The sequence below is a fragment of the Hymenobacter monticola genome, from assembly GCF_022811645.1.
Lineage (GTDB): Bacteria > Bacteroidota > Bacteroidia > Cytophagales > Hymenobacteraceae > Hymenobacter > Hymenobacter monticola.
On record NZ_CP094534.1, the window covers coordinates 375,845 to 401,422 of the forward strand.

Consider the following 25,578-nt stretch of genomic DNA (forward strand, 5'->3'; position numbering starts at 1 on the left):
GAGTTGGGCTAGTCCTGTTTCTTGGCAGCTTCGGCCACGGCCTTGATGTTGCCGTCAGCCACGGCTTCCTTGGGCTTGTCGAAGGCGCGGGCCACAAGGTCCTTCTGCTCCTTCACGTGGATTTTGTTGTAGCCCGTGGCGGGCGAAGCCGAGGGCTTGCGGGCTACCACGTCTTCCAGCTCGCGGCGCATAAAGCGCAGCATATAGTTCCAGTAGCCCATGTTCTCGGGCTCTTCCTGCACCCAGTAGATTTTGGCTTTGCCATACTTGGCCAGTTCGGCATCGAGCTGCTTTTTGGGGAAGGGGTGCAGCTGCTCGAGGCGGATGATGGCCACGTCGGTACGGTTGGAGGTGCGCTGCTCTTCCAGCAGGTCGTAGTACACCTTGCCCGAGCACAGCAGCACGCGCTTCACTTTTTTAGCTTCGGCGAAGTCGTCGCCCAGCACCTCACGGAACGCACCGCTGGTAAACTCTTCGATGGGCGACACGGCCAGCGGGTGGCGCAGCATCGACTTCGGCGACATCACCACCAGCGGCTTGCGGAAGCTCCAGGTGAGCTGGCGGCGCAGGGCGTGGAAGAAGTTAGCCGGCGTGGTGATGTTGGCCACGATGATGTTGTTTTCGGCCGCGAGCTGCAGGAACCGCTCGGGGCGGGCGTTGGAGTGCTCCGGGCCCTGGCCTTCGTAGCCGTGGGGCAACTGCAGCACCACGCCGTTCATGCGCTGCCACTTGCTTTCCGACGACACGATGAACTGGTCAATCATGGTCTGGGCACCGTTGGCAAAGTCACCGAACTGCGCTTCCCAAATCACCAGCGCCGTGGGGTTGGCCATGGCGTAGCCAAATTCAAAGCCCAGCACCGCGTACTCACTCAGCAGCGAGTTGTAGATGCTCAGTTGCTCGTGCTCGCCTTCCATAAAGTTCAGCGAGTTGTACGGGGCCGACGTTTCGGCGTCGTGCAGCACCGCGTGGCGGTGCGAGAACGTGCCGCGCTGCACGTCCTGGCCACTTACGCGCACAATGTGGTTTTCGCTCAGCAGCGAGCCGTAGGCCAGCAGCTCACCAGCGGCCCAGTTCAGCACGCGGGTTTCGTAGAATATCTTGCGGCGCTCCTTCAGCAGGTTATCAATCTGCTTAATCGGCTTGAAGCCTTCGGGAATCGTGGTTAGGGCCTTGGCCACTTTCTGAACCGTTTCTTCCGAAATGCCGGTTTCAGGCGACTTTTCAAAGTCTTCCGGCGTGCTGCGGCGCAGGCTGCGCCACTCGTTTTCGAGCGCCTGATACTTATAAGGAAGCGGCTGCTGCTTCACCATGTCGAGACGGGCTTGCAAGGTGTCGCGGAACTCCTTGTCCATCTGGTTGGCCAGCTCAGCGTCCACGTCGCCGCGCTGCACCAGCGTGGCGTTGTACACCTCGCGCGGGTTCTGGTGCTTCGAGATGAGATTGTAGAGCGTGGGCTGCGTGAATTTGGGCTCGTCCGACTCGTTGTGGCCGTGGCGGCGGTAGCACACCATATCAATAAAGATGTCGGCGTGGAACTGCTGGCGGTACTCGGTAGCCAGCTGCACGGCAAACACCACGGCTTCGGGGTCGTCGCCGTTCACGTGCACCACCGGCGCATCAATGATTTTGGCAAGGTCCGTCGAGTAAATCGACGAGCGGGCGTCTTCAAAATCCGTCGTGAAACCAACCTGGTTGTTAATCACGAAATGGATGGTGCCGCCTGTCTTGTAGCCTTCCAGCTGCGACATCTGCGTCAACTCGTAGCCAATGCCCTGGCCGGCCAACGCCGCGTCGCCGTGAATGAGGATGGGCAGAATCTGGTGGTAGTCGCCGCCGTACTGGTGCTCGATTTTGGCGCGCACGAAGCCTTCCACCACCGGGTTCACGGCCTCGAGGTGCGAGGGGTTGGGGGCCAGCTTCAGGTTCACTTTCTGGCCGCCGCTGGCTTCCACCTCCGAGCTGTAGCCCATGTGGTACTTCACGTCACCGTCGCCCATCGTCAGGTCGGGCACGGCGGTGCCTTCAAACTCACTGAAAATCTGCTCATAGGTCTTGCCCATGATGTTGGCCAGCACGTTGAGACGGCCGCGGTGGGCCATGCCAATCATTACTTCCTTCACGCCCAGTTCCGCGCCCTTGCCGATGATGGCATCGAGCGCGGGAATGGTCGTTTCACCGCCTTCGAGCGAGAAGCGTTTCTGCCCCAGGAACTTGGTGTGCAGGAAGTTCTCAAACACCACGGCCTCGTTCAACTTCTTCAGAATGCGCTTCTTGTACTCCACGCCGGGGTTGAAGGCCAGCGAGTCGCGCTCCACCTTGGCACGGAACCAGTCCAGCACCTGCGGGTCGCGGATGTACATGTATTCGAAACCGATGGCACCGGTGTAAATTTTCTCCAGCGCCGCCACGATGTCGCGAAGTTTGGCTTGGCCGCCGAGGCCCAACACCTCGCCGTTCTTAAACACCGTATCCAAATCGGCTTCGCCCAGGCCAAAATCGGCGAGGTCGAGGCGGGGCTTGCGGTCTTTGCGCTCGCGCACCGGGTTGGTTTTGGCGCGCAGGTGGCCGCGGCTGCGATAGGCGTGGATGAGGTTGCGCACAGCCGTTTCTTTGTCGGCCGATACTTCACCACTGCTCATGCCCGTGGGGGCATTATTGGTTGAGGCAGAAGTGTTGAGTACGCCGTAGTCGTTGGCTTGCGGGGCGGCAGTTGCCGTTTTAGGTGCGGCGGTGCCGTTGCTGCTAGTGGTGCCATTGGCGGGCGCGGCTGCGCCGGGCACTACGGGTGCGCCCTCCGGAAATTGCTGCGAGAAGTCAAACCCTTCGAAGAACTTCTGCCAGCCAAAATCAACCGATTCGGGATTTTGCCGGTAGGCCTGGTACAGGGCTTCAATGGCCGCCGCGTCGGCGTTGGCGATATACGAGTAGGTGTCCATTTGGGAATTCAGCTTGGTAAGGTCTCGTAAAGGTATTATACTTAACTATCAAGCAAAAACCTACATTCGATTGCACAAATAAACCAGCAAACCAACTCATTATCTTCACAAGTCTCCCTCGCTAACGGCCTTTTGTTGGTCAATTTATCACATTTCGGGATATGTGCAGCAATGCTACTACGCACAAACGCCGGCGCAGGTCAGGATTTTGCCGAGTGTTTGGGTAGGTGAATGCGGCGCAAATCATTCAGCACTGCTTCCCCCTTTTCTATAAAGTTTTTACTATATGTCCTGTCTCAGCTCTCTCCAAAGGGTTTAGCAATTGGATAATTTATTTTTAGCAAACTTATATGCCCTATCAGCCGTTTTACTTTTCCGCCTTTGCTTAATAAGCAAGGCTTTGCCTATACCGCCGGGCTGGAATGGCGGCCGGATGAACCCCTAATAGATGTATAATGTACGCTTATTTATAGCAGGATTTTTAGCATTCGCAGCGCTGACAGCGCCGCTTGTTAATGCCGCCTCGCGGAGCCCCAAAGCAGTTGGCCTTCACAAGTTTATCGCCTCGCGGGGCATTAGCCATAATACCGCCCTGGTAAGCAAAGCCAAAGCCAGGAAGGCCGTGGCTCACAGCCTTACTTACACCGTGACGGCCACCGTGTACGAAGCGGTACCCAGCCAGACGGACAACGAGCCGTTCATTACGGCCGACAATTCCCATATCAAGCGCCACTTCGGCACCAAAAAGCGCTGGATGGCGCTTTCGAGGGACTTGCTAAAGCCCTGGGGCGGCAAGTTTGACTACGGCGACAAGGTGCGCGTGCGCGGCATCTCGCCCAAGCTCGACGGCGTGTACACGGTGCACGACACCATGAACCGGCGGCATCGCCACTGCATGGACATCCTGGCGCACCCCAGCGAAAAGCTTGATATTTTCACGAAGGGCGTTAAGATTCAGAAGGTGGCGCAGCTATAGATACCTTCTATTTAAGGCTCATTATCAACTTATAAGCTACAACAAAAAGCCGCGCCCTTCTGGGCGCGGCTTTTTATATGCCTGGTGCCATGGGCACTTGCGGCTATTTGGGCAGGGCCATTTTGAAGATGCGGAAGGGCGAGCGAGGTTGGCCTACGCCCTTGTTCCAGTTGGGCGTTTTGTGAATGGCGGAGTTGGTGACGTACAGCATTCCGTCATTCGTGAAGCTGTAGGTGTCGGGCCACTGCAGGCGCGGGTCTTTCACCAAGGTTTCGATTTTGCCAGCGGGCGTGCGGCGCAGCAAGGCGCTTTGCTCGAAGGACGTGAGGTATACGTTGTTCGCGGCGTCGATTTCGAGGCCGTCGGTACCGGGAATTTCGCCCACGGTTTCGACCTGCTGACCCAGTTGGGCTTCCGAGAGGCTGGCGTCGCGCAGGGCGGCGGTTTTGATGCGGTAGAGGGTGTGGCCCGTGAGTGGGCAGTAGTAGAGGTAGGCGTTATCGGCGCTCAGGGCGATGCCGTCGGCGTTGAAGCGGGCGGGCTTGCCTTCGAGGTCAATCATGGGGTGGCCTTCGGCTTTGATGACGAGGCCCTTCACGGCTTTGGTGGAGGGGTGCTTGTCGAGCAGGCGGCGCGATTTCATCGTTTTCAAATCGGTGACGACCAGCGCGCCCAGGCCCGATTCGGTCATGTAGGCGTAATTGTTTTGTAGGTCGATGCGCACGTCGTTGAGGTAGGACTTGCGCGGGGCCACCATTTCGGAGAACGGAATGGTAAGTAGCACCTGGCCGGTTTTGGGGTCGGTTTTCACCAGTTTGGGGCCGCCCGGCACGGTGAATTTCAGGCCGGGCGCGGCGGGGTCGAGCACCCAAACCATGCCCGACTTATCGGCAAACACGCTTTGTGGGCAAATCCAGTGCTTGAGCGGCTCGGACTTCACCGAGTCGTTCCACATGCACCAGCTGGCGTTGGGGTAGGGCGTGAGGGTGTTGTTGGGGCCCACTTTGGCAATGGGATACGACGGGTTCCAGTCCCAGCGCGGAAAGCAGGCGAACACCTGCCCGCCGGGCGCCACAGCCACGCCCACCATCTGCGGGTCGTTGAACTCGGCCACTACTTGCAGGGGCGAGTTGGCTGGGGCGGCGGGGCCGGTGGCGGTCGAATCGGTGGCCGCAGTATTTGCGGCCGTGTCGGTGCTGCCAGATGGTGATGAGCAGGCACTTAGGAGGCTGGCGGCTGCGAGGGCAGCGCCGCTCCCAAGGGTTAGAAGTCGGGAAGCAAACATGAAAGAAGGAATGGGATGGAAAGGAAAAAGCCCCAACCGGTTAGGTTGAGGCTTTTACATACGGCCGGGCCGTGCCGGCGTTGGGAATGACGCTGTTTATTGAGCAGCAGTCGAATCTGCCGTTGCCGCAGGTGCTGGAGCAGCTGCTGAGTCAGCCGCAGCGGGCGCGGGCCGCGCCGGCAAAGCAGGCGCCGGGTTGGTGGGCGCTAGGCGGATGGTTTCGGGGGCTGCCGTGACGGGGGCCACCTGCTCGGCTTGTGGGCCGGTTTCGATGGGGGCAGTCAGTGTATCGGCGGGCGTGAGGCTGGTGCTGGAAAGGCGTTCCGAGGGCTGGCGGTTGAGCGACAGGTACAGCACCAGGCCCAACAAAGCCAGCAAGCCGCCGATGGACAGAATGAGCGCCAACGGGCTGCGGGCGGCAGGGCCCGTGCCTTCCGGAAACTCGTCGGCCACGTAGCCTGAGTCGGCTGCTGTGAGCCCCCGCGAAGGAGCGGCCGGCGGGGGCAGCGTTGGGGCCGTCGCGGCGGTGCTGTCGGCTTCGAGGGCCCGGCGCACAGCGGGCGGAATGAAAGCCGGCTCCTCCTCTACGGGGGCAGGTTCGGGGGCAGCGGTGGTGAAGCTGGTTGGCAACGGCGCTACAGCAGCCGGCTCAGCCGGGGCCACGTCCTCGAACATCGGCGACGGGGTTTCCAGCACCGGATTGGCGGGCAAGACGACGGGCGCTGCGGGTGCGGTGGTTTCGGGAGCCGGGGCGGTGGGTGCTGCCGGAGTTGGGCCATCGTGAAACACCAGGCGCTGCTTCAGGGCTTCGAACTCGGCGGGCGTGAGGGCGCCCGTATCAAGCATCTCCTTGAGCTGACGTAGGGTGTCGAGGGGCGAAGAATTGGGGTTGTCCATGTCCTGAATACGACCGGGAACGGGGCTAGTTTTTGCGGTCGAGGGCCGAGAGGCGGTCGCGGCGGCGCTGCAGGCGCAGTCGGCTGTCGTCGAGCAGCACCTTGTTTTTGACTTGCGCGGCCGAGTCGGCGCGTGACTGCACCAGGTTTTCGATGTTCTTCTTTTTTAGCTCTTCGATGCGGGCCAGGTTGGCTTCGGTGTTGCTTTTCAGCGCGGCCTGCTCTTTTTCGAGGCGTTCTTTTTCCTTTTCGGTGGCTTTAAGCTTTTTCTCGGCTTCGGCAATCATGTCGCGGTAGGCCTTGAGGCGGGCGGCACCGGCGAAATTCTGCGTCATGGCACGCAGGGCTTCATACTCGGTTTTGGTGCTGCTGGGGTCGAAGAAGGTATTGTCGTCGAAGCCGCCGAAAACCATGACTTCCGCCACCGAATCGGACGGGGCCACGATGGTGGCATAAAGGTCGACGAGCTTGCCCGACACGGTGCTGGCCGGTGTTTGCTTGGCCATGAGGATGTCGCTTTTGCCCATGCCCAGCACGCCGCCGGTCTTGAATTTCACGTTGTAGCTCGACTTCATCCAGTCCTGCAGGAACTCGCGCACCTCGGTGGCCTTGCCGTCTACCTGCACTTTGAGGGCCGGGCGCGGCTTCTTGTTGTAGTTCACTTCGCCGGGGCGCACGTCGTAGAGCTGGGCCGAGGCCAGGGCGGGCGCCAGCCAGCCGGCTAGCAGGAGCAGCAGGAAACAGATTTTTTGCATGGGAAAGGTGGGGTGAGGGGCGGCGCGGCTAGCGCAGCTCGTGGCGGTCGAAGGCGGCCTGCAGGTCGTCGCGCATGGCCTGGAAGCGGGCAATGGCGGCGGCCAGAAACTCGTCGTCGAGCAATTCGCGGGCTTCGGCGTCGGTGCCGGTGAGCAGGTCAAGTTCGGCCACTTTGTAGGTTTGTTCGAGGTTGCCTTGCTCCAGCTTGAGCAAGAACTTGCCGTTCCAGGCCAGCAGCGTGATTTTGACGGCGGGGTGCGGAATGTCGGCGACGTGGCGCATAAACAAGGAAATAAGGCCAGGAAGCGGGTACGAAGATAGTAAGCTCGGCCTAACTCCTCCCCTGCTCCTGGCGTAAAAATAGTGTGGTGCAACGCCCCGCACCGCTTCCTTTCCACCTTTTAGTTTTTCACCGCCATGTCACAGGGAGATAAGTCGAAGTACACCGACAAGCAGAAACGCCAGGCCGAGCACATTGAAGAAAGCTACGAAAAGCGCGGCGTGCCCGAGGAAGAAGCCGAGGCCCGCGCCTGGGCCACGGTCAATAAAAATGACGGCGGCGGGAAACAACCCGGCGGCTCGGGCCGTAAAAAGGATAGCAAGTAGCTATTGAGTGCGCTTATGCGCAGCCCCGTGGTTCGTAACGCCACTTGAAGAGCCCCACCGGTTGACGCCGGCGGGGCTTTTTTGTGGTCGCGCCGAATCGGTCGCCATTCACCCACTACCTGTGGAAAAATGACGCTGCGAGCATCAAGGGCAATGTCGTTTCACTCGCAGCCTCTTTTGCCATGCGTTTTTTATTCCTCCTTATCCTGGAGCTGGCCGGGGCGTCGGCTCTGGCGCAAGCACCAGCCAGGGGAATCCATCGAAGCAGTGCGGCCACCAGGAGCCAGATTCCGGCCCTGCCCCCTTACGATGAGACCGAGCCCCCGCAACACGGACTTGCGCGGGTGCGGCGGGGAACGAGCTACGGCTATGTTGATGCTACCGGCCGGGAAGTAGTTCCTGTGCGTTTTGCTGCCGCGGCCTACACCGATGCGCCCGACAGCTACGAACTAATTAAGCGTTTGGTCCCCGGCTGGGCGCAGCGGGATGTCCGCCTGCCGCTGCACCTGGTGCTGGTGGTGGATTTCCTGCCGGCCCTGGTGCAGTCTCCCAGCGACATTGCCAACCATCGAACCAATCGGCGCCCGCACGATGAGTACCGGCTTGGCCTCTATCGCCCGGACGGACGGGCGGTATTGCCCGCAAAGTATGCTTACATCCGCGCCCTTGGCCCCTTCCGTGCCGGGACCGGAATCGATTCGCTGGCGCTGGTTTCGGAACACTTCGCCGCTGGCCTGTTGGCGGGCTACGCCGGCTATACCTCGCACAGCGGCTGCATGGTAACCTACCACGAACCAGCGCCCTACTACCGTGAGCAGCTATTGCACCGCAGCGGCCGCCTGCTGCTGAACGGTAAGCAGGTGGCCCCCATCAAATGGCTCAGTCGGGAGTTGGTAGGCATCGGCGATTTGATGCCCGGAGAGCATGCAACGGGCGGCGCTTACACCGTGCTTGATACAACGGGCCGCCAGGTAATGCTTGGCAGCCGCGTTGCCCCCTTCGGGAAGGAAGACCAATACTTGGTCGACAGAGATAGAAACTGTGTGCTGCTGCGGCGCGATGGCACCCCGGTAACCCCCAAATTATTCGTCTATTTGCAAGCCCTCGATAGCACGCGGGCCATTGCCTATGCCAATGTTCCGGGTAGTGTCACTTATGAGCGTTATGGCTCGGCACGCACCCGCTACGCCGTTCCGCAGCCTTTGGTGGGCCTGCTTGAATTGGCCACCGGCAACTGGTTGCTGACGCCGCGCTTCGAGTCGATGCGTCCGGTTGGCGAGGGGTTTATCGTGGTGCAACACGGCCGCGAAGGCACCGCCGACCAGCACGGCAAGCTGGTGATACCGCCTGCTTACGAGCGCAACAGCTTGTATCCGTGCCGTGACAGTGCCAGCGGCCAACTGCTCCCTTATTGGCTGGTGCACAAGAGGAATAGAATGTTACTAATCAATTCCCAAGGCCGCAAACTAGTAGCCTGGCCTCATGCATTTGTGCCGCGGGACCGATACGGCTTTTTTAGCAACAATCGTATGACTTTGCAATCCCTCAATGCTCGCCGCACCACGAAAGCAGTGCTGGTACTGCCGCCCAACATCACCGGACGCGCCGCCTTGCACTGGTTGCCGCTGCCAGTGAAATAACCTTCGGGGCGACGCTGACAACAGCAGAAGCAGCCCGATTCGTGGCTGCGCGGACGCTGCGCACCGTCCGTATTTTCGCCACATGAAAAAAATTCTCTTGGCGCTGCTCCCACTCGCGGCCGCCGCCCAAACCTCCCCCTCCGGCGTGCTCACGCCCGAAAAGCTCTGGCAGCTCGGCCGCCTGGGCGAAATGCAGGTGTCGCCCGACGGCAAAACCGTGGCCTACACCGTGACCAAGTACAGCGTGGCCGACAACAAAGGCAACGCCGACATCTGGCTGGTGCCCGTGGCCGGCGGCACGCCTAAAAAGCTCACCGACACGCCCGGCTCCGAAAACACCCTGAACTGGCGGCCCGACGGCAAGCTCACGTTCATTTCGGGCGAAAGCGGCACCGACCAGCTCTACGTGATGAACGCCGATGGCTCCGGTAAAACCAAGCTCAGCGACTTTCCCGACCAGGGCCTGAGCAACCTGAAATACGCGCCCAAGGCCAATTTCATCCTCTATACCCAAGATGTAAAATCGAGCCCGAGCACGCTGGATATGTTTCCGGACCTGCCCAAGGCCGACGCTAAAATCATTGACGACCTGAACTACCGCCACTGGAACGTGTGGGACGACCACCTGGCCAGCCACGTATTCTTCCAGCCGCTGGGGGCCGACGGCCGGCCTACCGGCTACGGCAAAGACGTGATGGCCGGCGAAAAATTTGACTCGCCTCTGATGCCCGACGGCGGCTCGGAGCAGCTGGCGTTTTCGCCCGACGGCTACCACCTGGCCTACACCAGCCGCAAGCTCACGGGCAAGGCCGAGGCCGAAAGCACCAACTCCGACATCTACCTCTACGACATTCGCAGCCAGCAAACCGTGAATTTGAGCGAGGGCCTGGGCGGCTACGACACCGAGCCCAGCTTCTCGCCGGACGGCCGGATGGTGGCCTGGCTGAGCATGGCCACGCCGGGATTCGAGAGCGACCGCAACGGCATCATGGTATATGATTTCGGCAGCAACAAGCGGGAGGACATCACCAAGGGCTCGGAGCTGAGCGCGGCGAACGTGCGCTGGAGCGCCGACGGCAAAACCATCTACTTCCTCGCCGTGGTGGAAGGCACCGAGCAGCTGTTTGCGGTGGCCAGCAAAGGCGGTAAAATCCGCCAAATCACAAAGGGCGCGCAGAACTACAACGCGTTTGAGCTGGTGGGCCGCGACCAGGCCGTGGCCAACCGCACCACGCTCAGCAGCTTCGCCGACATTGTGCGGCTCGACCTGAAAACCGGCAAGGAAACCCCGCTCACCACCATCAACCAGCAGGAGCTGGCCGGCATCCGGATGGGCAAGGTGGAAGACCGCCGCGTGCCCACCACCGATGGCAAGCAGATGCAGGTGTACGTCATTTACCCGCCCGATTTCGACGCCAGCAAGAAGTACCCCACGCTGCTCTACTGCCAGGGCGGCCCGCAAAGCCCCATCACCCAGAGCCAGAGCTACCGCTGGAACTTCCAGCTGATGGCGGCCAACGGCTACATTGTGGTGGCGCCCAACCGGCGCGGCCTGCCCGGCTTCGGCCGCCAGTGGAACGACGCCATTTCGGGCGACTGGGGCGGCCAGCCCATCCGCGACTACCTCTCGGCCATTGACGACGTGAGCAAGGAGCCCTATGTGGACAAGGACCGGCGCGGCTGCGTGGGCGCCTCCTACGGCGGCTACTCGGTGTACTACCTGGCCGGCAAGCACGAGGGCCGCTTCAAGACCTTTATTGCCCACTGCGGCCTCTACAACCTCACCAGCTGGTACCCCAGCACCGAGGAAATGTTCTTCGCCAAGCACGACATGGGCGGCGCGCCCTGGGACGCCAATCTCGCGAAGTCCTACACCGAGTTCAACCCCCAGCTGTTTGCCAAAAACTGGGACACGCCCATGCTCGTCATCCACGGCGGCAAGGACTTCCGGGTGCCCGAGGGCCAGGGCATGGAAGCCTTCGGCACGGCGCAGCTGCGGGGCATCCCCAGCCGCTTCCTCTACTTCCCCAACGAGGGCCACTGGATTCTGAAGCCGCAGAACGCCATCCTCTGGCAGCGCGTGTTTTTTGAATGGCTGGGCCGCACGCTCAAGCCCGAGGGGCAGGCGGCGAAGTAGCCCAAGCAGCTTTTTTCGGCTCGGGGCCGAAGGCGAACAGCCGGACTTTTTTTTATCCCATCGTTTTGGATTTCAGACTTATTGGTTTAGGTTTAGTGACAGCTAAGCCTAAACCAATATGCAAATTTCTACTCCGTTACGGGGGCCGGGCTACCGGCTTCCTTCCTGGCCGGTAGGCGGCTGCCTGTTGGTTGTGGTGCTGTTGGTGCTCACCAGCTTCGTTCCGGCCCGCAGCCAAACGGTGCTGGGCACGCCGGGCGGCGCGCTCACCACCCTGGCGCCGGGCACTTATACCGGCAACTAACACGTGGTGGGGAATCTGTATCTGGCTAATGGCACATACACCATCAGCAGCGGCAGCTGGGATGTTGACGGTTTTACCAAAGGCAAGCGGTTTCCCAACGGCAGCACCGTTTACACCACCATCGGCTACCAGCTTATCCTCGTGTTTACAACGATAACACCAACCTGCTAGTGGACTACTTGCGCTTCGACAACTCCGTGGATGAGCCTTCGAGTATGGTCGTAAACGGGCCGGGTGGGCCACAATTTATTTTTGGCAGCGGCATTGCCATTTCGGCCAGCAACAACTGCGCTTCCCGCACCGGCAACGGGCAGGTGGGCGCTCAGCAGCGGCAGACTGCTACCACGGGCTCCGTGCCGGCGCGCATTCAGGCCCTGATGGACACGCTGCGCCGGCAGGCCGCCCCGCGGGTGCGCCTGGGCTACTACCAAGCCGAGATTCGCGCCTATTTCTTCGACCAGGACCTGCTGCCCGACCTGGAAGCCTACGCCCTGACGCTGGCCGCCCCCAACCCCGCCGCCTGCCTGGCGCTGGGCTTCGACGTGATGAGCTACTACCGCGCGCAGGGCCAAACTGCCGACGCCGCCCGGCTGCGCGCCGCCCTGGGCGCGCTCCCGTTGGCCCTCGCCTCGGCCCCGGCGCGCGCCCGCTTGGCTTACTACGACGTGGTGGGCCGCCTGGGCGCCACCCGCCGGGCAGCCGGCCGGGGCCCAACCCCGGCCGACAGCCTGGCCCTGCGCCGGCTGCTGCTCAGCCGGCAGGCCGAGGCCCTGGAAGCCGGGCAGTGGTGGGCCTACTACTACCCCACCACTCCTGTGCCCACCCCCGCCCCCCTGCTCCGCCCCGACCCGGCTCCCACCCTGGCCCTGTACCCCAACCCCGCCCACGACGCCCTCACGGTGCGCGTGGCGGGCGACCCCGGCCCGGCGCTGGAAGTGCGCCTCGTGGATTTGCTGACCGGCCGGGTGTGCCGCCAGGTGCCCGTGAGTGCCGAAACCGGCCAGGTATCGCTACGCGGCCTGCGGCCCGGCACCTACGCCTGCCACGTGTACGTGGGCGGCGCCCTGCACACCACCCGCCGCCTCGTGGTAGAGTAGCGTTCCAGCACATGAAACGCTTCTCTGCTATCAGCCTGCTGCTGGCCTTGGGCCTGCTGGCCCGGCTGCCTGCCCAGGGCCAGGCCCTGGCCACGCGCGTCCTCTGGGAGCGTGCGGTGCCCCTGCCCGGCACCGCTTCTCAAAGCGCATACGTTCGGCTCTTTTCCTACCAGGGGGGCCTCCTGGCCGTGGGCAGCTTACTGGGCAACTCCCAGCCGGCGCTGTTGCACGCCTACACCAGCACCGGCCAGGTGCGCTGGCAGGCCACGAGCCGCAAGCTGGTGTGGTGGCTCAAAATGGTGCAGCCCTGGGCCCGGCCGGCCGGCGGGCTGCTGCTCGTGGGCGGGCACGACGACCCGCAGGCCCCCACCAACTCCTGGCAAACCACGCCGTTTCTGCAGTGGTACAACGGCCGGGGCGACTCGCTGCGCGCCATCCTCATCCCGCGCACGCAGGTGCTGAGCATCCCGGAAGCCGTGCTGGCCGACTCGGCCGGCTGCTACATCGCCGGCAGCGGTGCCGACCTGAACGCGGGACCGGGGGCCAACCTTATCAACTACTTCACCCTCACCCGTACCGACACGCTGGGCCGGGTGCAGTGGAGCCGTGCCTACCCCAATCCCGCCCCCGGCGGCGGCGCAACAGAGCGTGACCTGGTGCGCACGCCGCGCGGGGGCTTTCTGCTCATTGGCGAGGGGCAGGACCCGCTCGACGTGTCCCACGGCGTGCCCTACCTGGTGGAAACCGACGCGCTGGGCCAGCCGCGCCGCGCCACCCTGCGCCCGCTTTTCGCGCGCGGCACTAATACTTATTTATCGGCCGGGCTCAACGGCAAAACCTGCATCCTGCGCGATGGCAGCGGCTGGGTGGTGGGCGGCTTTATCGACTCGCTGAATACTTCTTCGAGCGGCGCGGCCCGCCGGTCCTGGGGCTTCGTCACGCGCCTCGACACGGCCCTGAACGTGGTCTGGACCCAACGCCTGCCCGCCCGCCGGGGCTCTCACCTCGTGCCTTTGCATGTGTACGAAGACGGGGCCGGCCGCCTGCAGGTGGCCTGCAATGATGGCGGCAACCGGGCCACGCCCTACGCCTACGTGCTGGGCCTGAGCACCACCACCGGCGCACTGCTCGGCACGCAGGAATACCAGTTTGCCGGCTTCGCTTGGACCTCGCTTATCGACTGGCAGCCTCAGTCGGACTCGTCCATCGTGGTGGTGGGCCAGGCCCTGCGCAGCGCCAGCCCCACCCCGCGCGGGGCCGAGGCCTGGATAGGCCGCTACAAGCTGGGGCGCCCCCTAGCCACGGCCGCGCCAGTGGTGCCCGGTGGGCTGCAGGTGTGGCCCAGCCCGGCCGTACCCGGCGCGCCCGTGGGCGTAACGTTGCCCGGGGGCGCCGGCCCCGGCACGCTGCACGTGGCCGACGCGCTGGGCCGCGTGGTGCGCCGCCAGCCGGTGGGAACCAGTCAGGCCGTAGCCAGCGGCTTCGACCTACCCACCAGCGGCCTGCCGCCCGGCCTCTACTGGCTGCGCTTCGTGCCCGACCGGCCAGCGGTGCCCCCAGCCACCGCCCGCCTTGTGCTGGCTAACTAGCCAACTGCTTGCTGCATTTCGGCCAGGCTTCTCCGGCGGCTCATCACCGACGGGAAAAGCCAGCTGTACGCTAACGCCTTCGGCACGGCGCAGCTGCGCGGCATCCCCAGCCGCTTCCTCTACTTCCCCAACGAGGGCCACTGGATACTGAAGCCGCAGAACGTCATCCTGTGGCAGCGCGTGTTTTTCGACTGGCTGGGCCGCACGCTCAAGCCCGAAGGCACGGTAGCGAAGTAGTCTTTTTATCAATCAATTGAGCACATCCACTGGTCGGCTTGCCTGGAAAAGGTGGCCAACCAGTGGATTTTTGTTTTTATAAAAATTGGTCTTTTTCGGTGAAATAATACGTATTTGGCAGGCCTCTTATGTTTCACCATTTAGTTATGCGCATTATTCTATGGGTGCTGCTGATTGCAGGGAGTCTGCTAGGCCAGTCCGCGCGAGCGGCTGACGTGCCGCCCCAGTTGCGCGACACCCTGCTGCTGAAAGACCCCAAAGGCGCGCACATTTCAGAGGCCTACCGCTACTACACCGAGCCCTTTGGCGCGGCGCCCGACCCCGAGCGGGCCGAAGCCGCCTGGCGCGCCGGCCATTTCCAGCCCGGCCCCTGGCACAAAACCCTCAACCTGGGCCTGCTGCACCAGCGGGTGTGGCTGCGCCTGCCCGTGCGCAACACCGAGGCTCGGGCCTTGCGCTTTGTGTGGAGCATCTTCAACTTCGTGGACAGCGCCGCGCTCTACTGCCGCCGCCCGGGCGAGGCCCGGTTCCGGCAGTTGGGGGCGGCCAGCTCCTGGGTGCCGGCGGCCGAGCGGCAGTTTCCGGCCCGCTCGGTCAGCTTCCCTTTTGAGCTGGATGCGGGCGAGTCGGCGGTGCTTATGCTGCGCGTTGACGCACATACGGGGGGCGTGTACTTGCCCACTTACATCGAAACCGTTGAGCACTTTCTGGCTTGGGAAATGGGCTTTCCGTTTGAGCGGCACTGGGTGTGGCTGCTGGGTTTCTATTTGGGCAGCGCCCTGTTCAACCTGGTGCTATTTGCCTTTCTGCGCGACCGGATTCACCTCTGGTACATTGCCTACGTGGCGGCCGTGACGCTGTTTTTGATGATGGAAGACGGGCTGGACGCCATGCTGCTGCCGGCCGGGCTCTACCGGCTGCTGTGGTCGGTGGGCCAATACAATTTCATGATTCTGGCCGGGGCGGCGGGCATCTGCATCATGCAGCTTTTCCTGCGCTGGCCGCGCCAAACGCGGCTTTATCGCACCGGTACCGGGCTGGCGGCAGGAGCGGTGGCCTTTGTGGCGGGGTATGCGGTGCTGTTTCCGTGGGCGGTGCGCCACAGCCTAGCGGTGGTGGAGGCGCTGAACTGGAGCCGCGAGGCGCTCATGGTGCTGGTATTCGGCTACGGCTGGGTGCTGCTGATTTCGGCTTTCCTGAAGCATCATTGGCGGCGGCTGGCGGCTTATTATGCCCTCACCTATTTGTTCTTTTTTGTGGGCTATGGCGTGTTTTGGCTGAACCACCTGGGCCTAAGCAGCTTCAACCCCATCTATCCCAATACGCTGGCCTGGGGCCTGTTTGCCGAGCTGCTGGTGCTGAGCGCCCTGCTCACCGGCCGCTTCCGCCACACCCTGCGCCAGAACGCCCAGTTGCGCATCCGGCGCCTGCAGCACCGCAACGAGGAAGGCGCCCGCCTCATCGCGGCTCAGGATGCTGAGCGCGAGCAGCTGGCCCGCGAGCTGCACGACGCCCTGGGGCCCAACCTGGCCGCCCTGCACATGGCCTGGCAAAGCAACGCCGTGCGCGACGCCCTGGCCGCCGCCCCCAACGCCGCCACCATCGGCCTGCTCACCGAGGAAATTCTGGGCCAGCTCTACGGGCAGGTGCGCCAGCTCAGCCACGCGCTGCTGCCCTCGGCGCCGGGCACCAACCGGCTCAGCACCTCCATCACCGCCCTCTGCGACGCCTTCAACCTGAACGGCACCCCGCACGTCGAATCCCAACTCGACGACAGCCTCGACAACCTGCCCTCGGCCGTACAGTCGGCCGCCTACCGCATTGTGGCCGAACTGCTCAACAACGCCGTGCGCCACGCCCAGGCCCACCACGTGCAGGTGAACCTGCGCCGCCGCCTGGCCGCCCTCGAAATCTGCGTGGAAGACGACGGCCGCGGCTTCGGGCGTGGCGAAGACACGCCCACCACGGGCATCGGCCTGCGCGGCGTGCGCACCCGCGCCGCCTACCTGGGCGGCAGCGTCCGCATCGAAACTCCGGCAGTGGGCACACGCGTGGTGGTGAGCTTGCCGGGGTGAGAGGGGTGGGTGCGCCTGTCATTGCGAGGGCGCAACCCGTGGCAATCCGTCCTGTTCTCAGCGACCAGCCATTTAGTGTGAAAAAGCCCCGGCACTGCGCAGTGCCGGGGCTTTCTGGCTTAAGAAAGGCTCTGGTTTTGACAAGACAGATTGCCGCGCTTCATCTCTGCTTGATGCGCAGAATGTTTCGCTCGCAATGACAGATGGCGCCCCTATTTCAACAGCACCTCCGTCACCTTCCCAATATCCCCGCTCACCTTCTGCAGAAACACCAGTTGCTCCAGCAGCGACCGGTCGTCGGCATCGGCGGGCACGGCGGACTCGGTGGGGGGCAGCTCGGGGCTGGGCTCGATGGAAGCGGGGGCAATGCGGGTCAGGCTTTTTTGCAGCGCGGCGGCGGCGCTGGTGAGGGCGCGGCGGCCCTCGGCGGCGAAGGGCGGCACGGCGGGCGCGGCCTCGCGCAGGGTGCCGGTGAGGGCGGCGATGTTGGACGACAGAATGTGGTTCAGCACCACGAATTCGTGGGTTTCGGCGGGGCGGTGCTGCTTGCTCTTGGGCTCGGTGAGCATGCGCTGGAAGGCGGCCGCGAGGTTGGCCCCGCTCACGTACACGTTCTTGCGCAGCAGGCGGTACTCGTGCGGCGGCAGCGGGCGGCCGGCCAGGCGGTTGGCCAGTTGGCGCAGGTAGGCCAGGTTGGCCCGCAGGGCAGCGGCCATGTAGTCGGTCAGTTGCTCCGACTCCCAGCTCGGAAACAGGAAATAGCCGGCCGAAAACGCAATGGCGCAGCCCATGAGCGTGTCCACGATGCGCTCTTCGGCCACCCCGATGTAGCTCAGCCCCAGAAAGCTGAACAGGATGAGCAGGTAGGCCGTCAGGAATATCACCGTGGCCAGGTACACGGTGCGCTGGAAGCTGTAGGCCACCACCATGAACACCACGAGGATGGCAAAGCGCACCTCCGTCCAGGGCAAAGCCCACAGGATGGCTGCCCCCAGCGCCCCGCCCGCCAGCGTGCCAATGATGCGCTCCTGGTTGCGCTGGCGCGTGAGGCTGAAACCGGGCTTGAGCATGATGGTCACGGTCATCAGAATCCAGTAGTTGTGCTGGCCGTGCCAGAGGCTTTCGGCCAGCCCGAAGGCCACGAGGCAGGCCACCGTCATGCGCACGGAATGGCGAAACACGCTCGATTTGAGCGTAAAATTCTGGCGCAGGGCCTGCACCTCAATTTCCTGGTGGGCCACAAAGCGGGTGTGCTCGGCGGCGCGGCTGGGCACGGCGGCCGCGGCCTGGCTCTCATCAAAGTAGCGGCGGATGTTGCCGATGCGTCGGATGATGTCGCGCAGGTTCACCAGTATTTTTTTCAGCACCCGGGTATGGCCGTCCGCCTCGCTGTCGAGGGCGCTGATGCGGGCCTGCAGGCGCAGCCACTCGTCGCTGAGGTCGGGGCCCGTGCCGTCGTAGGGCCGGTTGGCCTGAATGGCCACGCCGAGGTGGTCGAGCTCGGTGGCGATGTGGCGGATGAGGGTAGAGATATAGGGCAGCACGCCGCTCTGGCCAAAGCTGGCGCGCACGGCGGCGTAGTCGTAGTAGCCGGCCGTCACCCGCTCGTAGAGGTCCACGGTTTCGACGAAGGTGAGCACCAGGCGGCGGCCGGTGCTGGTGGTTTCGTTCACAATCTGGCGGGTGCGAAACAGAATGTCGCGCGCGGCCTCCTGCTTTTCGTTCACCACCACCTGCTGGGCCACCAGCTCGCGGTAGTCTTCATCGAGGGCGGTGGCGGGGTTGTAGAACTTGGCTTTTAGCTCCAGAAAGCGGGCCAGGGCGTGAATGCACTCGCCCAGCGCCTGCTGGGCCGGCCGGTAGGGCAGCACCTGGTAGGCCACCATGGCCAGGCCCGCGTACCACAACCCACCCAGCAGCAGCAGGCCCGCGTGGGGCAGCGCCTCGGCCAGCGCGGGCGGGTGGGCCAGCATCAGCACCACGTTCAGCAGGCCGGCGGTGCCCACCGCCCCGGCCCGCGCCCCCCAAACCAGCAGCATGGTGCAGCCGAAGCTGAGCAAGCCCACCTCCAGGCCCAGCAGCCACACGCTGCTGGCCGCCACGCTGGTGAGCAGGGCTGTGAGCAGCACCATGCCCAGCGCCGCCAGCATGCCGTTGCGACGGTGGGCGGCGGGGCCGGGCGTGTCGGTCACGCTCACGCACACGGCGCCGGTCGAGATGGTGAGACCCAACTCAAAATGCCCCCACTGCGCCAGCAGCAGCGCCGGCAGCAGGATGGACACCGTGGTGCGCACGCCATCGGAAAAGTGCTGCCCGGACAGGAAATAGCTGATGCGGCGGGAGTAGGTGTTCATTCGAAAAAAGCGCGGACTGGCTGCGAATAAACGGGAAGCTCGGCAAAATGGGTTGGGGGCGGACCAGATTCCGGCCGAATGGCTGAGCACCTGAAACGTCATGTCGAGCGCAGCCGGGGCATCATGCGCGCGGTGGCAATTAGTTTCCCGTGGCGAGATGCCTCGGCTGCGCTCGGCATGACGTTCTAATCTTATCAGTGCTTCCCGCTCCCTGCCGGCGCTACAGCGTGGTTGTTTGGGGCGGGCCGTCCTCGCCGCTATCCACTCCGGAGTCGCCTTCGTCCTCGTACACGGCGTTTTCCAGGTCGTCGACGCAGGTTTCGAGTTGGGCTACCTCTTCTTCTTTTTCGGCGAGTTGCTGGCGCAGGGCGGCCAGCTCACGGGCCTGCTGCTGCTGGATGGCTTCGAGCTGGGCCAGGCGTTGCTGGTCGGCCTGGCAGGCGGGCAGGGCCAGTAGCCCGCCGCCAGCAATCAGGCAGAAAAAGAAGGGCCTTGTGCTTTTCATACGCTCAAAATTACGCACGCCCTAGCTGGCTACGCCGGGCCAGCCGGCCATCCTTTTTGAAAAGCTCGCTGCCGGCCCCGTCCGACAACTCCGGGGCTTCCACGTCGCTGCCATTCAACGTTGGTGCTTCCTCAATAATGAGGGGGCTCTCGGCGGGCACAGTCAGCGTAGTGAAAACCGTAGCCGCTGTATTCCCGCAACGCCACCCGGCACTGGCTGATTTGCACGGCCAGGGCCGGGTTTGGGCAGCCTTCGGCAATGCTCCGTAGCAAGGCCGCTTCCAGTTCGTTGGGCCAATTGTTAATTGGCTCTGGCGCAGATGCACACACGGCAAGGAACTTAGGTGTTGTTAGACCGTGGGCACCTTCCCGGACCCTGCGGCCAGCAGCCAGTCTTCACCGGCACAGATGAGGCGGTGGCAGCGGCGCGGGCCGCCTGCGCTAGCGGTGCAAGTCCTCCTGCACGGGCAGGGTGTAGAACTCGCCGCAGCTCAGGATGTGCACGCGCAGGTCACGGATGGTGATGGCCTCGCCCGACTGGATGCGGTGAATGTTGGTATCGGTGCAGTCCTGACCGTCGACCACCGTCACCACGCCGCTGCCGATAACTTCGAGCTCGCGCCCGTCGCGGATAACCACGGCCGTGTCCTCTTCCAGGCCCAAGCCGATGCAGCCGGGGTTGGTGGCAATAATCTGGGCCATGCGAATGATGCGGCCCCGCGCCACAAAGTGCGTGTCGATGGCCACGTCGTGCACAAACTGCAGGCCAGTCGTGACGTGGATTTCGTCCTTTAGCATGCCCTGGTTGTCGCGGCCCTGGTAAATCATGGGCGTGCTCATGGCGGCGGCGCCAGCGCTGGTGCCCGCAATTACAATTTCGTCGTGCGTGAACCGCTCCTTGAGGCGCTTCAGCCAGGGCGTGCCGCCCAGCAAGGCCGTGAGGCGCAGCTGGTCGCCGCCCGTGAACATAAAGCCGTCGGCCTCCTCCATCTGGCGCAGGGCTTCTTCCCCGTGCCCTTGCTCACGCGTTTGCAGGTCGAGCACCTCCACGCGCCCCGCGCCCAGGCTGTTGAACAGCTCCACGTAGTCGCGGGCGGCCTCCTCGGGCTCCTGCGAGGCAATGGGCAGCACCAGAATGTTTTTGCTTCCCTTCACCTCATCCACGAAGCGGCGCAGAATGGAATCCGGGGCACTGTTGGCCTCGTCCTCAAGGCCGGGGCGGGGCGATTTATCCTCGTGCCCGCCAATGGCGATGAGGACGCCCTTGGGGGGCAGACAGGTAGATTCGGTTTCCGTTTTTTTAGGATGGGGTTTGGTTTTGCGGGAAGGCATGGGAAAGGAAGGATGTATGGGTGGGAATGGAAACGTCGTGCCGCGCGGAGCCAAGGCATCTCACGTGCTATAGTGCCTGAACCGATTGGTTTACTGCCGCACGCGAGATGCCTCGGCTCCGCGCGGCACGACGTTCCGTAGGTTTTTGCAATTTCTACTTATGCCGGAGCCAGGCCGCTGGCGGCGGGGCCATTCAGCAGTTCGCCCAGCGCCGTGAAGCGGGAGCCGTGGCAGGGGCAGTCCCAGCTTTTTTCGAGGTTGTTCCAATGCACCACGCAGCCCAGGTGCGGGCATATGGCCGAGCACTCGTGGGTGGTGCCCTGGTTGTCTTTGTACACGGCCACCTTGCTCAGGCCGCGGCGTAGCACAGCCCCCTCCCCCACCGGGATTTCCTCGGTGGTTTTCACGTCGCCGCCGGTCAGCAGGTCGGTATACTCGAAGGCCACGTTCACGTTTTCCTTGATGAACTCCAGGGCGCTTTCGGGCTTCGCCGTGATGCGGCCCGGGTCGTACAACTCAGCCCAGGGATTGGGCCGGCCCTGAATAAGGTCCGTAATAATCATCGGGCCCAGCGTGCCGTGCGTCATGCCGTGGCCCGAGTCGCCGGTGATGATGAACACGTTGTCGGAATCGAGTGGGTTGCGGCCGGCGTAGGCAAGCCCGTCCTGCGGCTCCATCACCTGGCCCGACCAACGGTAGTCGAAGTCCTTCACCATCGGGAAACGGTCGCGGGTCCACTCCTCCAGGCAGCGCAGGCGGGCTTCGGGGTGCTCGTCCTGGCCGGTTTTGTGGTCTTCGCCGCCCACTATCAGCAGGTCGTAGTTGGCCGCGCCGCCGCGGGGGCCGGCTTCCACTTCCTGCAGGCGCACGTAGTGGTAGGGGTCGGCCGTGTCCCAGTACAGGGCTTTCGTGATGCTGCCTTTCGGCACGCGGGCGGCCACCACGTAGGTGCGGTAGGCGGCCTGCTTGGTGTGCATCACCACCCGGTCGTTGAAGGGCGAGTTGGTGGCTACCACAATGCCTTTGCGGGCCTTCACCTCGGCGCCGTCGGCGGTGAGTACGCGGGCGTTGGCCCCGCCGTGCACCTCACTCACGCGGGTATTGGTATGAATGCGCCCCCCTTTTTTGGTGATGGCGGCGGTGAGGCCCACTAGGTATTTGAGGATGTGAAACTGGCCCTGCGCTGGAAACTTCAGGCACTCGCCGGGCTCAAAGCCGGTGGTGCCGGCCTCGGAGAGGTGTTCTACTTTGGTAAGGCCCGCGCGGTGGGCGGCTTCCAACTCCTGGCTCAGTTCCTTGCTGCTGCCGTTGGCGGGCAGGAACAGGTAGCCATCGAGGCGGGTGAAGTCGCAGTCAATTTTCTCTTTTTTGACAATGCCCTCAATCGCGGCAATGGCCGTGGTGTGGCTGTCGGCGGCCAGGCGGGCGCCTTCCTGCCCAAACAGGTTTTCGAGGGTGGTGTACCGGTCGTCGAGGGCGTTGGAGAGGTGAGCGGTGGTGCGGCCGGTTTCGCCGCTGGCCAGCTCGCCGTCTTCGAGCAGCAGCACGTCGAGGCCCTCGCGCGTCAGCAGGTAGGCCGTGGTGAGGCCGGCGATGCCGCCGCCCACTATCACCACATCGGCCGAGGCGTTTTCGGTGAGGGGCTCGAAGGTGGGCAAGGTGGGCGCGGTGCCAAACCACGAAGTGGTGGTGGTGCCGGAGGTGCGGGCGGGATTGGGAAACTTATTGGGCATAGCGGAAAGGAAAAAGGCGTTTCCTTCTTACGCCCGGCCCGGCAGCAGCGTTAGGTTGAGCTTACTCGGCCGAGCGCTGAAATAGCCGTTTCCAGCCTATGGACGGGCTTTTTGCGCTTCCCGGCTGGCTGCCCCACCGAAAAGTGTGGGCCTCAACCGATACGGCCACGGTAAGCGGTGCATTGAGGCATGAAAATTGTCGTTGCTTAAACGTTTATTGTGGCTAATTTGCCCCCAGGTAGCCAGGTAACTGACTATTTTCTTCACCACCCCTTCATTCTTTCACCCCTCATCACCCAATGAGAACAAAAATTACGCAACTGGCCTTCCTTCTCGCCCTGCTGGGCCCGGGAGCGCTGCGCACCGCCCAGGCGCAAACCGTGTATGTGCCGGCTACCGTAACCGGCTACAACGCCGACGTGGTGGCCGAAGGCATCACCACAGGCCCTAATGCCGGCGGCCCCGGCACTGTGGCCAGCCAAACCACCAACACCGTGGACCGCGGCAACTCGTCGGTGCGCTGGTGCTTTGCCACCACCAACTACCAAAACCCCGCCGGCCAGCGCCCCACCCGCGGCCTGCCGCAGTCGGGCCTCATCACCAGCATCAGCACGCCCGGCCTCACCTACCAGATGGGCCCTTTTAGCGGCAACAACTCGCTGCGCATCGACGGCAATGGCTCGGGCACGCTCACGCTCACCAATCCGCAGCCGTGCAGCGAGGTGATGGTGCTGGCCACCGAAGGCAACGGCAGCAGCGCCCCCAAGTCATTCACCGTTTTCTTCACCGATGGCAGCCGGGAAGATTTCCCCAACATCGTAGTGCCCGACTGGTTTGGCGGCACCATCACGCCGGCCATCATCGTCGGCAGCCGTGTAAACCGGCCCGACGACGTGATTGACAACCAGGCCAACGACCCGCGCATCTACGAGGTGCGCTTGTCGTTGCCCGTAACCGCTTACAGCAAGTCGGTGGAAAGAGTGTTCGTATCTAAGCAGTCAACCGACCCGGTGCTGAACGTGATGGGCATCAGCCTGGGCTCGAACTGCCTGGGCGTGCCCACCGGCGGCACGGCCGTGGCCAACCCCGCCAGCGTGTGCCCGGGCCAGCAGGTGGTGCTGGGCCTCACGGGGGCTTCGGCCACGGGCGGCATCACCTACCAGTGGCAGGCCTCCACTGATGGCGGCACCACCTACACCAACATCGGGGGCGCCACCTCCACCTTCTTCACCGTGACGCCCTCGGTGACGACCCGTTACCGGGCGGTGGTGACCTGCCGCCTGCAATCGAGCAACTCCTCGGCCGTGACCGTGACGGTGCCGCCCACCGTGGCCACGGTGGCCTACCCGGCCGGACCTTTCTGCCAGGGCAACGCCGGCGGCCCCGTCCAGACGGTGACGCCCACCAGCTTTACCCCCATGGGCGGCACCTTCACCAGCGCCGCGGGCCTGGTGCTCAACGCCGCCACCGGCGCCGTGAACCTGACGGCCTCCACGTCGGGTACCTACACCGTGACCTACACCATTCCGAACTCCTGCCAGGCCGTGGCCACCACGTCCATCACGCTGGTGCGCACGGTGGCCGCGCTGGCCTACCCGGCCAGCACCTACTGCCGGGTGGGCAGCAGCGGCGCGCCCACGTTCCAGCCGGCGGGCGGCACGTTCACAGCCACGCCGGCCGGGCTGGCCCTCAACGCCAGCACGGGCCTCATCGACGTGGGCAACTCCACCGCCGGCACCTACACCGTGAGCTACACCAGCAGCGGCGCTTGCCCGGCCACGGCCACCACCTCGCTCACGGTGAAAAGCGACGCCGTGCCCAAATTCCCCAACGTACTCACCCCCAACGGCGACGGCCAGAACGAGGAGTTGAAGCTCAGCATCAGCGACGTGACCGGCTACCGCCTCCGCGTGTTCAACCGCTGGGGCCGCAAGGTATACGAAGGCAACGACGCCGCCAAGGGCTGGAAAGCAGAGGATAACAGCGCCGGCATGTACTACTACCAAGTGGAATACACCGACTGCGCCGGCCGTCGACAGGAAAACAAAACCTGGATAGAGGTGGTGAAGTAGAGAACTTCCTCCCTGAAAAAAGAAGACCCCGGAGCGCTGCTTCGGGGTCTTCTTTTTTCAAAGCAGTTGGCTGCTTAATAGAGTACGTCGTTTACGGGCACAATCTTGGGGGGCAGCTCGGTTTCTTCCAGCAGCTCGCGAATATCAATTTCGATGCTGCGGCAGATGGACGTCATGGGCACGTCGTAGAGGTCGTTTTCGAAGGGGTTTTCGCTGGTGTGGCCCACCAGCTCGATGACGTTGAACACCCACGACACCAGCACCGAAAACGGCACCATCAGCCACACGTGGTACTGGCCCAGGGCAATGCGGTGGTCGAATTCCTCGACCAGGCCCAGCGGCAGCACGGCCGCGAAAATCCAGACGAAGGCAAAGCTGAAAAACGCAAACTGGCGCGGGAAAGGCGTGTTTTTAATGCGCTCGCAGCCGCCTTGGGCATTGAACAAGTCCTGAATGGTCTGCATCAGGGCCACCTGGCGAAACTCGGTAAGCAGGCTCTGTTTCACCAATTCGCGCAGCTCCACGCTTTGGCGGCGCAGCAGGTGGGTGGGGGGGTTGCTGAGGTTTTTGGCCGTAGCGGCTTCGTCGGGGGGCAGGAAGGGCGCCACTTCGGTGTCCCAGAGCTCGGCGGTTTGGCGGCGCAGGTGCAGGCGCAGGGCGTTGCACCAGGCCACGTGGCGGTACGACAGGCGGCGGTGCAGGGCCGTCAGCTCGGGGTGGTCGCGGGGGTCGGCGTTGCCTTCGGGGTGCACGAAATCGAACACCCGAATGGCCCACACGCGGCTGGTGTTCACGATGCTGCCCCACAGCTGCCGGCCCTCCCAGAACCGGTCGTAGGAGCCGTTGCTCTTAAAGCCGATGTAGAAGGCCACGGCCGTGCCCAGCAGCGCCACCGGTTGCCACGGAATGTCAAGAAAGTGAAAGTCGAGTGGTCCGTAGAGCAAACAGACCAAGGTATTGTAAATGGTGAATATCACCAGGCTGCGCCAGGTAAGCCGCCAAACGACGCTCCACCGGAGGTTTTTACGTATGTACATTACCGACCT

Annotated in this window: 22 protein-coding genes; 11 read left to right on the forward strand and 11 right to left on the reverse strand. The window is 63.4% G+C overall.

What is annotated here, in order from left to right:
* Positions 1-8: 8 nt before the first annotated feature.
* Positions 9-2,939: a 2-oxoglutarate dehydrogenase E1 component gene (locus MTP16_RS01710; RefSeq protein WP_243515408.1), complete on the reverse strand. Its 2,931-nt coding sequence runs from the start codon at positions 2,937-2,939 to the stop codon at positions 9-11.
* Between the two features lie 622 nt (positions 2,940-3,561).
* On the opposite strand from MTP16_RS01710, the gene MTP16_RS01715 reads away from it, so the two are divergent.
* Entirely contained in the window at positions 3,562-3,915 is a 354-nt protein-coding gene (locus tag MTP16_RS01715; protein ID WP_243515410.1) for an RlpA-like double-psi beta-barrel domain-containing protein, read from the forward strand.
* Between the two features lie 103 nt (positions 3,916-4,018).
* Here the strand turns inward: MTP16_RS01715 and MTP16_RS01720 are convergent, their stop codons facing one another.
* From MTP16_RS01720 to MTP16_RS01735, 4 genes are all read right to left on the reverse strand, one after another.
* A complete protein-coding gene (locus MTP16_RS01720; protein WP_243515412.1) occupies positions 4,019-5,200 on the reverse strand; it encodes an SMP-30/gluconolactonase/LRE family protein in 1,182 nt (393 codons plus the stop codon).
* Between the two features lie 96 nt (positions 5,201-5,296).
* The gene (locus tag MTP16_RS01725; protein ID WP_243515414.1) at positions 5,297-6,097 is read right to left on the reverse strand and encodes an SHOCT domain-containing protein; all 801 of its coding nucleotides are present in this window, start codon (positions 6,095-6,097) and stop codon (positions 5,297-5,299) included.
* 25 nt (positions 6,098-6,122) lie between these two features.
* On the reverse strand, positions 6,123-6,851 hold the full coding sequence (locus tag MTP16_RS01730) for a hypothetical protein (protein WP_243515415.1): 729 nt from the start codon (positions 6,849-6,851) through the stop codon (positions 6,123-6,125).
* Positions 6,852-6,879: 28 nt separating this feature from the next.
* Positions 6,880-7,134, reverse strand: a complete 255-nt coding sequence (locus tag MTP16_RS01735) for a hypothetical protein (RefSeq protein WP_196286113.1) — start codon at positions 7,132-7,134, stop codon at positions 6,880-6,882.
* Between the two features lie 135 nt (positions 7,135-7,269).
* On the opposite strand from MTP16_RS01735, the gene MTP16_RS01740 reads away from it, so the two are divergent.
* From MTP16_RS01740 to MTP16_RS01775, 9 genes are all read left to right on the forward strand, one after another.
* Positions 7,270-7,458, forward strand: coding sequence for a hypothetical protein (locus tag MTP16_RS01740; protein WP_243515417.1), 189 nt, complete (start codon positions 7,270-7,272; stop codon positions 7,456-7,458).
* 182 nt (positions 7,459-7,640) lie between these two features.
* Positions 7,641-9,098, forward strand: coding sequence for a WG repeat-containing protein (locus MTP16_RS01745; protein WP_243515419.1), 1,458 nt, complete (start codon positions 7,641-7,643; stop codon positions 9,096-9,098).
* 82 nt (positions 9,099-9,180) lie between these two features.
* Positions 9,181-11,235 (forward strand): S9 family peptidase, encoded by a 2,055-nt coding sequence (locus MTP16_RS01750; protein ID WP_243515422.1) that lies wholly within the window; start codon positions 9,181-9,183, stop codon positions 11,233-11,235.
* 118 nt (positions 11,236-11,353) lie between these two features.
* Positions 11,354-11,539 (forward strand): hypothetical protein, encoded by a 186-nt coding sequence (locus MTP16_RS01755; RefSeq protein WP_243515424.1) that lies wholly within the window; start codon positions 11,354-11,356, stop codon positions 11,537-11,539.
* A 3-nt stretch (positions 11,540-11,542) separates the two neighbouring features.
* On the forward strand, positions 11,543-11,710 hold the full coding sequence (locus MTP16_RS01760; protein ID WP_243515427.1) for a hypothetical protein: 168 nt from the start codon (positions 11,543-11,545) through the stop codon (positions 11,708-11,710).
* A complete protein-coding gene (locus tag MTP16_RS01765) occupies positions 11,710-12,636 on the forward strand; it encodes a T9SS type A sorting domain-containing protein (RefSeq protein WP_243515429.1) in 927 nt (308 codons plus the stop codon). The genes MTP16_RS01760 and MTP16_RS01765 overlap by 1 nt, the downstream gene beginning before the upstream one ends.
* Before the next feature lie 11 nt (positions 12,637-12,647).
* Positions 12,648-14,225: a hypothetical protein gene (locus tag MTP16_RS01770; RefSeq protein ID WP_243515430.1), complete on the forward strand. Its 1,578-nt coding sequence runs from the start codon at positions 12,648-12,650 to the stop codon at positions 14,223-14,225.
* A 63-nt stretch (positions 14,226-14,288) separates the two neighbouring features.
* Positions 14,289-14,462 (forward strand): prolyl oligopeptidase family serine peptidase, encoded by a 174-nt coding sequence (locus tag MTP16_RS26060; RefSeq protein ID WP_394804942.1) that lies wholly within the window; start codon positions 14,289-14,291, stop codon positions 14,460-14,462.
* Between the two features lie 146 nt (positions 14,463-14,608).
* Positions 14,609-16,537 carry a sensor histidine kinase gene (locus MTP16_RS01775; RefSeq protein WP_243515431.1) on the forward strand — a complete coding sequence of 643 codons (1,929 nt, stop codon included), beginning with the start codon at positions 14,609-14,611 and terminating at the stop codon, positions 16,535-16,537.
* Positions 16,538-16,749: 212 nt separating this feature from the next.
* Here the strand turns inward: MTP16_RS01775 and MTP16_RS01780 are convergent, their stop codons facing one another.
* The 5 genes from MTP16_RS01780 to MTP16_RS01800 form a co-directional block, all read right to left on the reverse strand.
* Entirely contained in the window at positions 16,750-18,891 is a 2,142-nt protein-coding gene (locus tag MTP16_RS01780) for an FUSC family protein (RefSeq protein ID WP_243515432.1), read from the reverse strand.
* A 220-nt stretch (positions 18,892-19,111) separates the two neighbouring features.
* A complete protein-coding gene (locus tag MTP16_RS01785) occupies positions 19,112-19,396 on the reverse strand; it encodes a hypothetical protein (protein WP_243515438.1) in 285 nt (94 codons plus the stop codon).
* 10 nt (positions 19,397-19,406) lie between these two features.
* Positions 19,407-19,556, reverse strand: coding sequence for a hypothetical protein (locus MTP16_RS01790; RefSeq protein WP_243515441.1), 150 nt, complete (start codon positions 19,554-19,556; stop codon positions 19,407-19,409).
* 280 nt (positions 19,557-19,836) lie between these two features.
* The gene (locus MTP16_RS01795) at positions 19,837-20,727 is read right to left on the reverse strand and encodes a cyanophycinase (RefSeq protein WP_243515443.1); all 891 of its coding nucleotides are present in this window, start codon (positions 20,725-20,727) and stop codon (positions 19,837-19,839) included.
* Positions 20,728-20,885: 158 nt separating this feature from the next.
* Positions 20,886-22,460 (reverse strand): FAD-dependent oxidoreductase, encoded by a 1,575-nt coding sequence (locus MTP16_RS01800; RefSeq protein WP_243515446.1) that lies wholly within the window; start codon positions 22,458-22,460, stop codon positions 20,886-20,888.
* A gap of 299 nt (positions 22,461-22,759) precedes the next feature.
* Between MTP16_RS01800 and MTP16_RS01805 the strand changes: the two genes are divergently transcribed.
* Positions 22,760-24,532, forward strand: coding sequence for a gliding motility-associated C-terminal domain-containing protein (locus MTP16_RS01805; protein ID WP_243515449.1), 1,773 nt, complete (start codon positions 22,760-22,762; stop codon positions 24,530-24,532).
* A gap of 74 nt (positions 24,533-24,606) precedes the next feature.
* On the opposite strand, the gene MTP16_RS01810 is transcribed toward MTP16_RS01805, so the two are convergent.
* Positions 24,607-25,569 carry a bestrophin family protein gene (locus tag MTP16_RS01810; RefSeq protein WP_243515452.1) on the reverse strand — a complete coding sequence of 321 codons (963 nt, stop codon included), beginning with the start codon at positions 25,567-25,569 and terminating at the stop codon, positions 24,607-24,609.
* Between the last annotated feature and the right edge of the window lie 9 nt (positions 25,570-25,578).

Coding starts and splice junctions, on each gene's coding strand:
- MTP16_RS01750 (WP_243515422.1), top strand. CDS start 9,181: ATGAAAAAAATTCTCTTGGCGCTGCTCCCACTCGCGGCCGCCGCCCAA.
- MTP16_RS01735 (WP_196286113.1), bottom strand. CDS start 7,134: ATGCGCCACGTCGCCGACATTCCGCACCCCGCCGTCAAAATCACGCTG.
- MTP16_RS01720 (WP_243515412.1), bottom strand. CDS start 5,200: ATGTTTGCTTCCCGACTTCTAACCCTTGGGAGCGGCGCTGCCCTCGCA.
- MTP16_RS01800 (WP_243515446.1), bottom strand. CDS start 22,460: ATGCCCAATAAGTTTCCCAATCCCGCCCGCACCTCCGGCACCACCACC.
- MTP16_RS01785 (WP_243515438.1), bottom strand. CDS start 19,396: ATGAAAAGCACAAGGCCCTTCTTTTTCTGCCTGATTGCTGGCGGCGGG.
- MTP16_RS01725 (WP_243515414.1), bottom strand. CDS start 6,097: ATGGACAACCCCAATTCTTCGCCCCTCGACACCCTACGTCAGCTCAAG.
- MTP16_RS01730 (WP_243515415.1), bottom strand. CDS start 6,851: ATGCAAAAAATCTGTTTCCTGCTGCTCCTGCTAGCCGGCTGGCTGGCG.
- MTP16_RS01805 (WP_243515449.1), top strand. CDS start 22,760: ATGAGAACAAAAATTACGCAACTGGCCTTCCTTCTCGCCCTGCTGGGC.
- MTP16_RS01795 (WP_243515443.1), bottom strand. CDS start 20,727: ATGCCTTCCCGCAAAACCAAACCCCATCCTAAAAAAACGGAAACCGAA.
- MTP16_RS01745 (WP_243515419.1), top strand. CDS start 7,641: ATGCGTTTTTTATTCCTCCTTATCCTGGAGCTGGCCGGGGCGTCGGCT.
- MTP16_RS01740 (WP_243515417.1), top strand. CDS start 7,270: ATGTCACAGGGAGATAAGTCGAAGTACACCGACAAGCAGAAACGCCAG.
- MTP16_RS01755 (WP_243515424.1), top strand. CDS start 11,354: ATGCAAATTTCTACTCCGTTACGGGGGCCGGGCTACCGGCTTCCTTCC.
- MTP16_RS01810 (WP_243515452.1), bottom strand. CDS start 25,569: ATGTACATACGTAAAAACCTCCGGTGGAGCGTCGTTTGGCGGCTTACC.
- MTP16_RS01710 (WP_243515408.1), bottom strand. CDS start 2,939: ATGGACACCTACTCGTATATCGCCAACGCCGACGCGGCGGCCATTGAA.
- MTP16_RS01770 (WP_243515430.1), top strand. CDS start 12,648: ATGAAACGCTTCTCTGCTATCAGCCTGCTGCTGGCCTTGGGCCTGCTG.
- MTP16_RS01775 (WP_243515431.1), top strand. CDS start 14,609: ATGCGCATTATTCTATGGGTGCTGCTGATTGCAGGGAGTCTGCTAGGC.
- MTP16_RS01780 (WP_243515432.1), bottom strand. CDS start 18,891: ATGAACACCTACTCCCGCCGCATCAGCTATTTCCTGTCCGGGCAGCAC.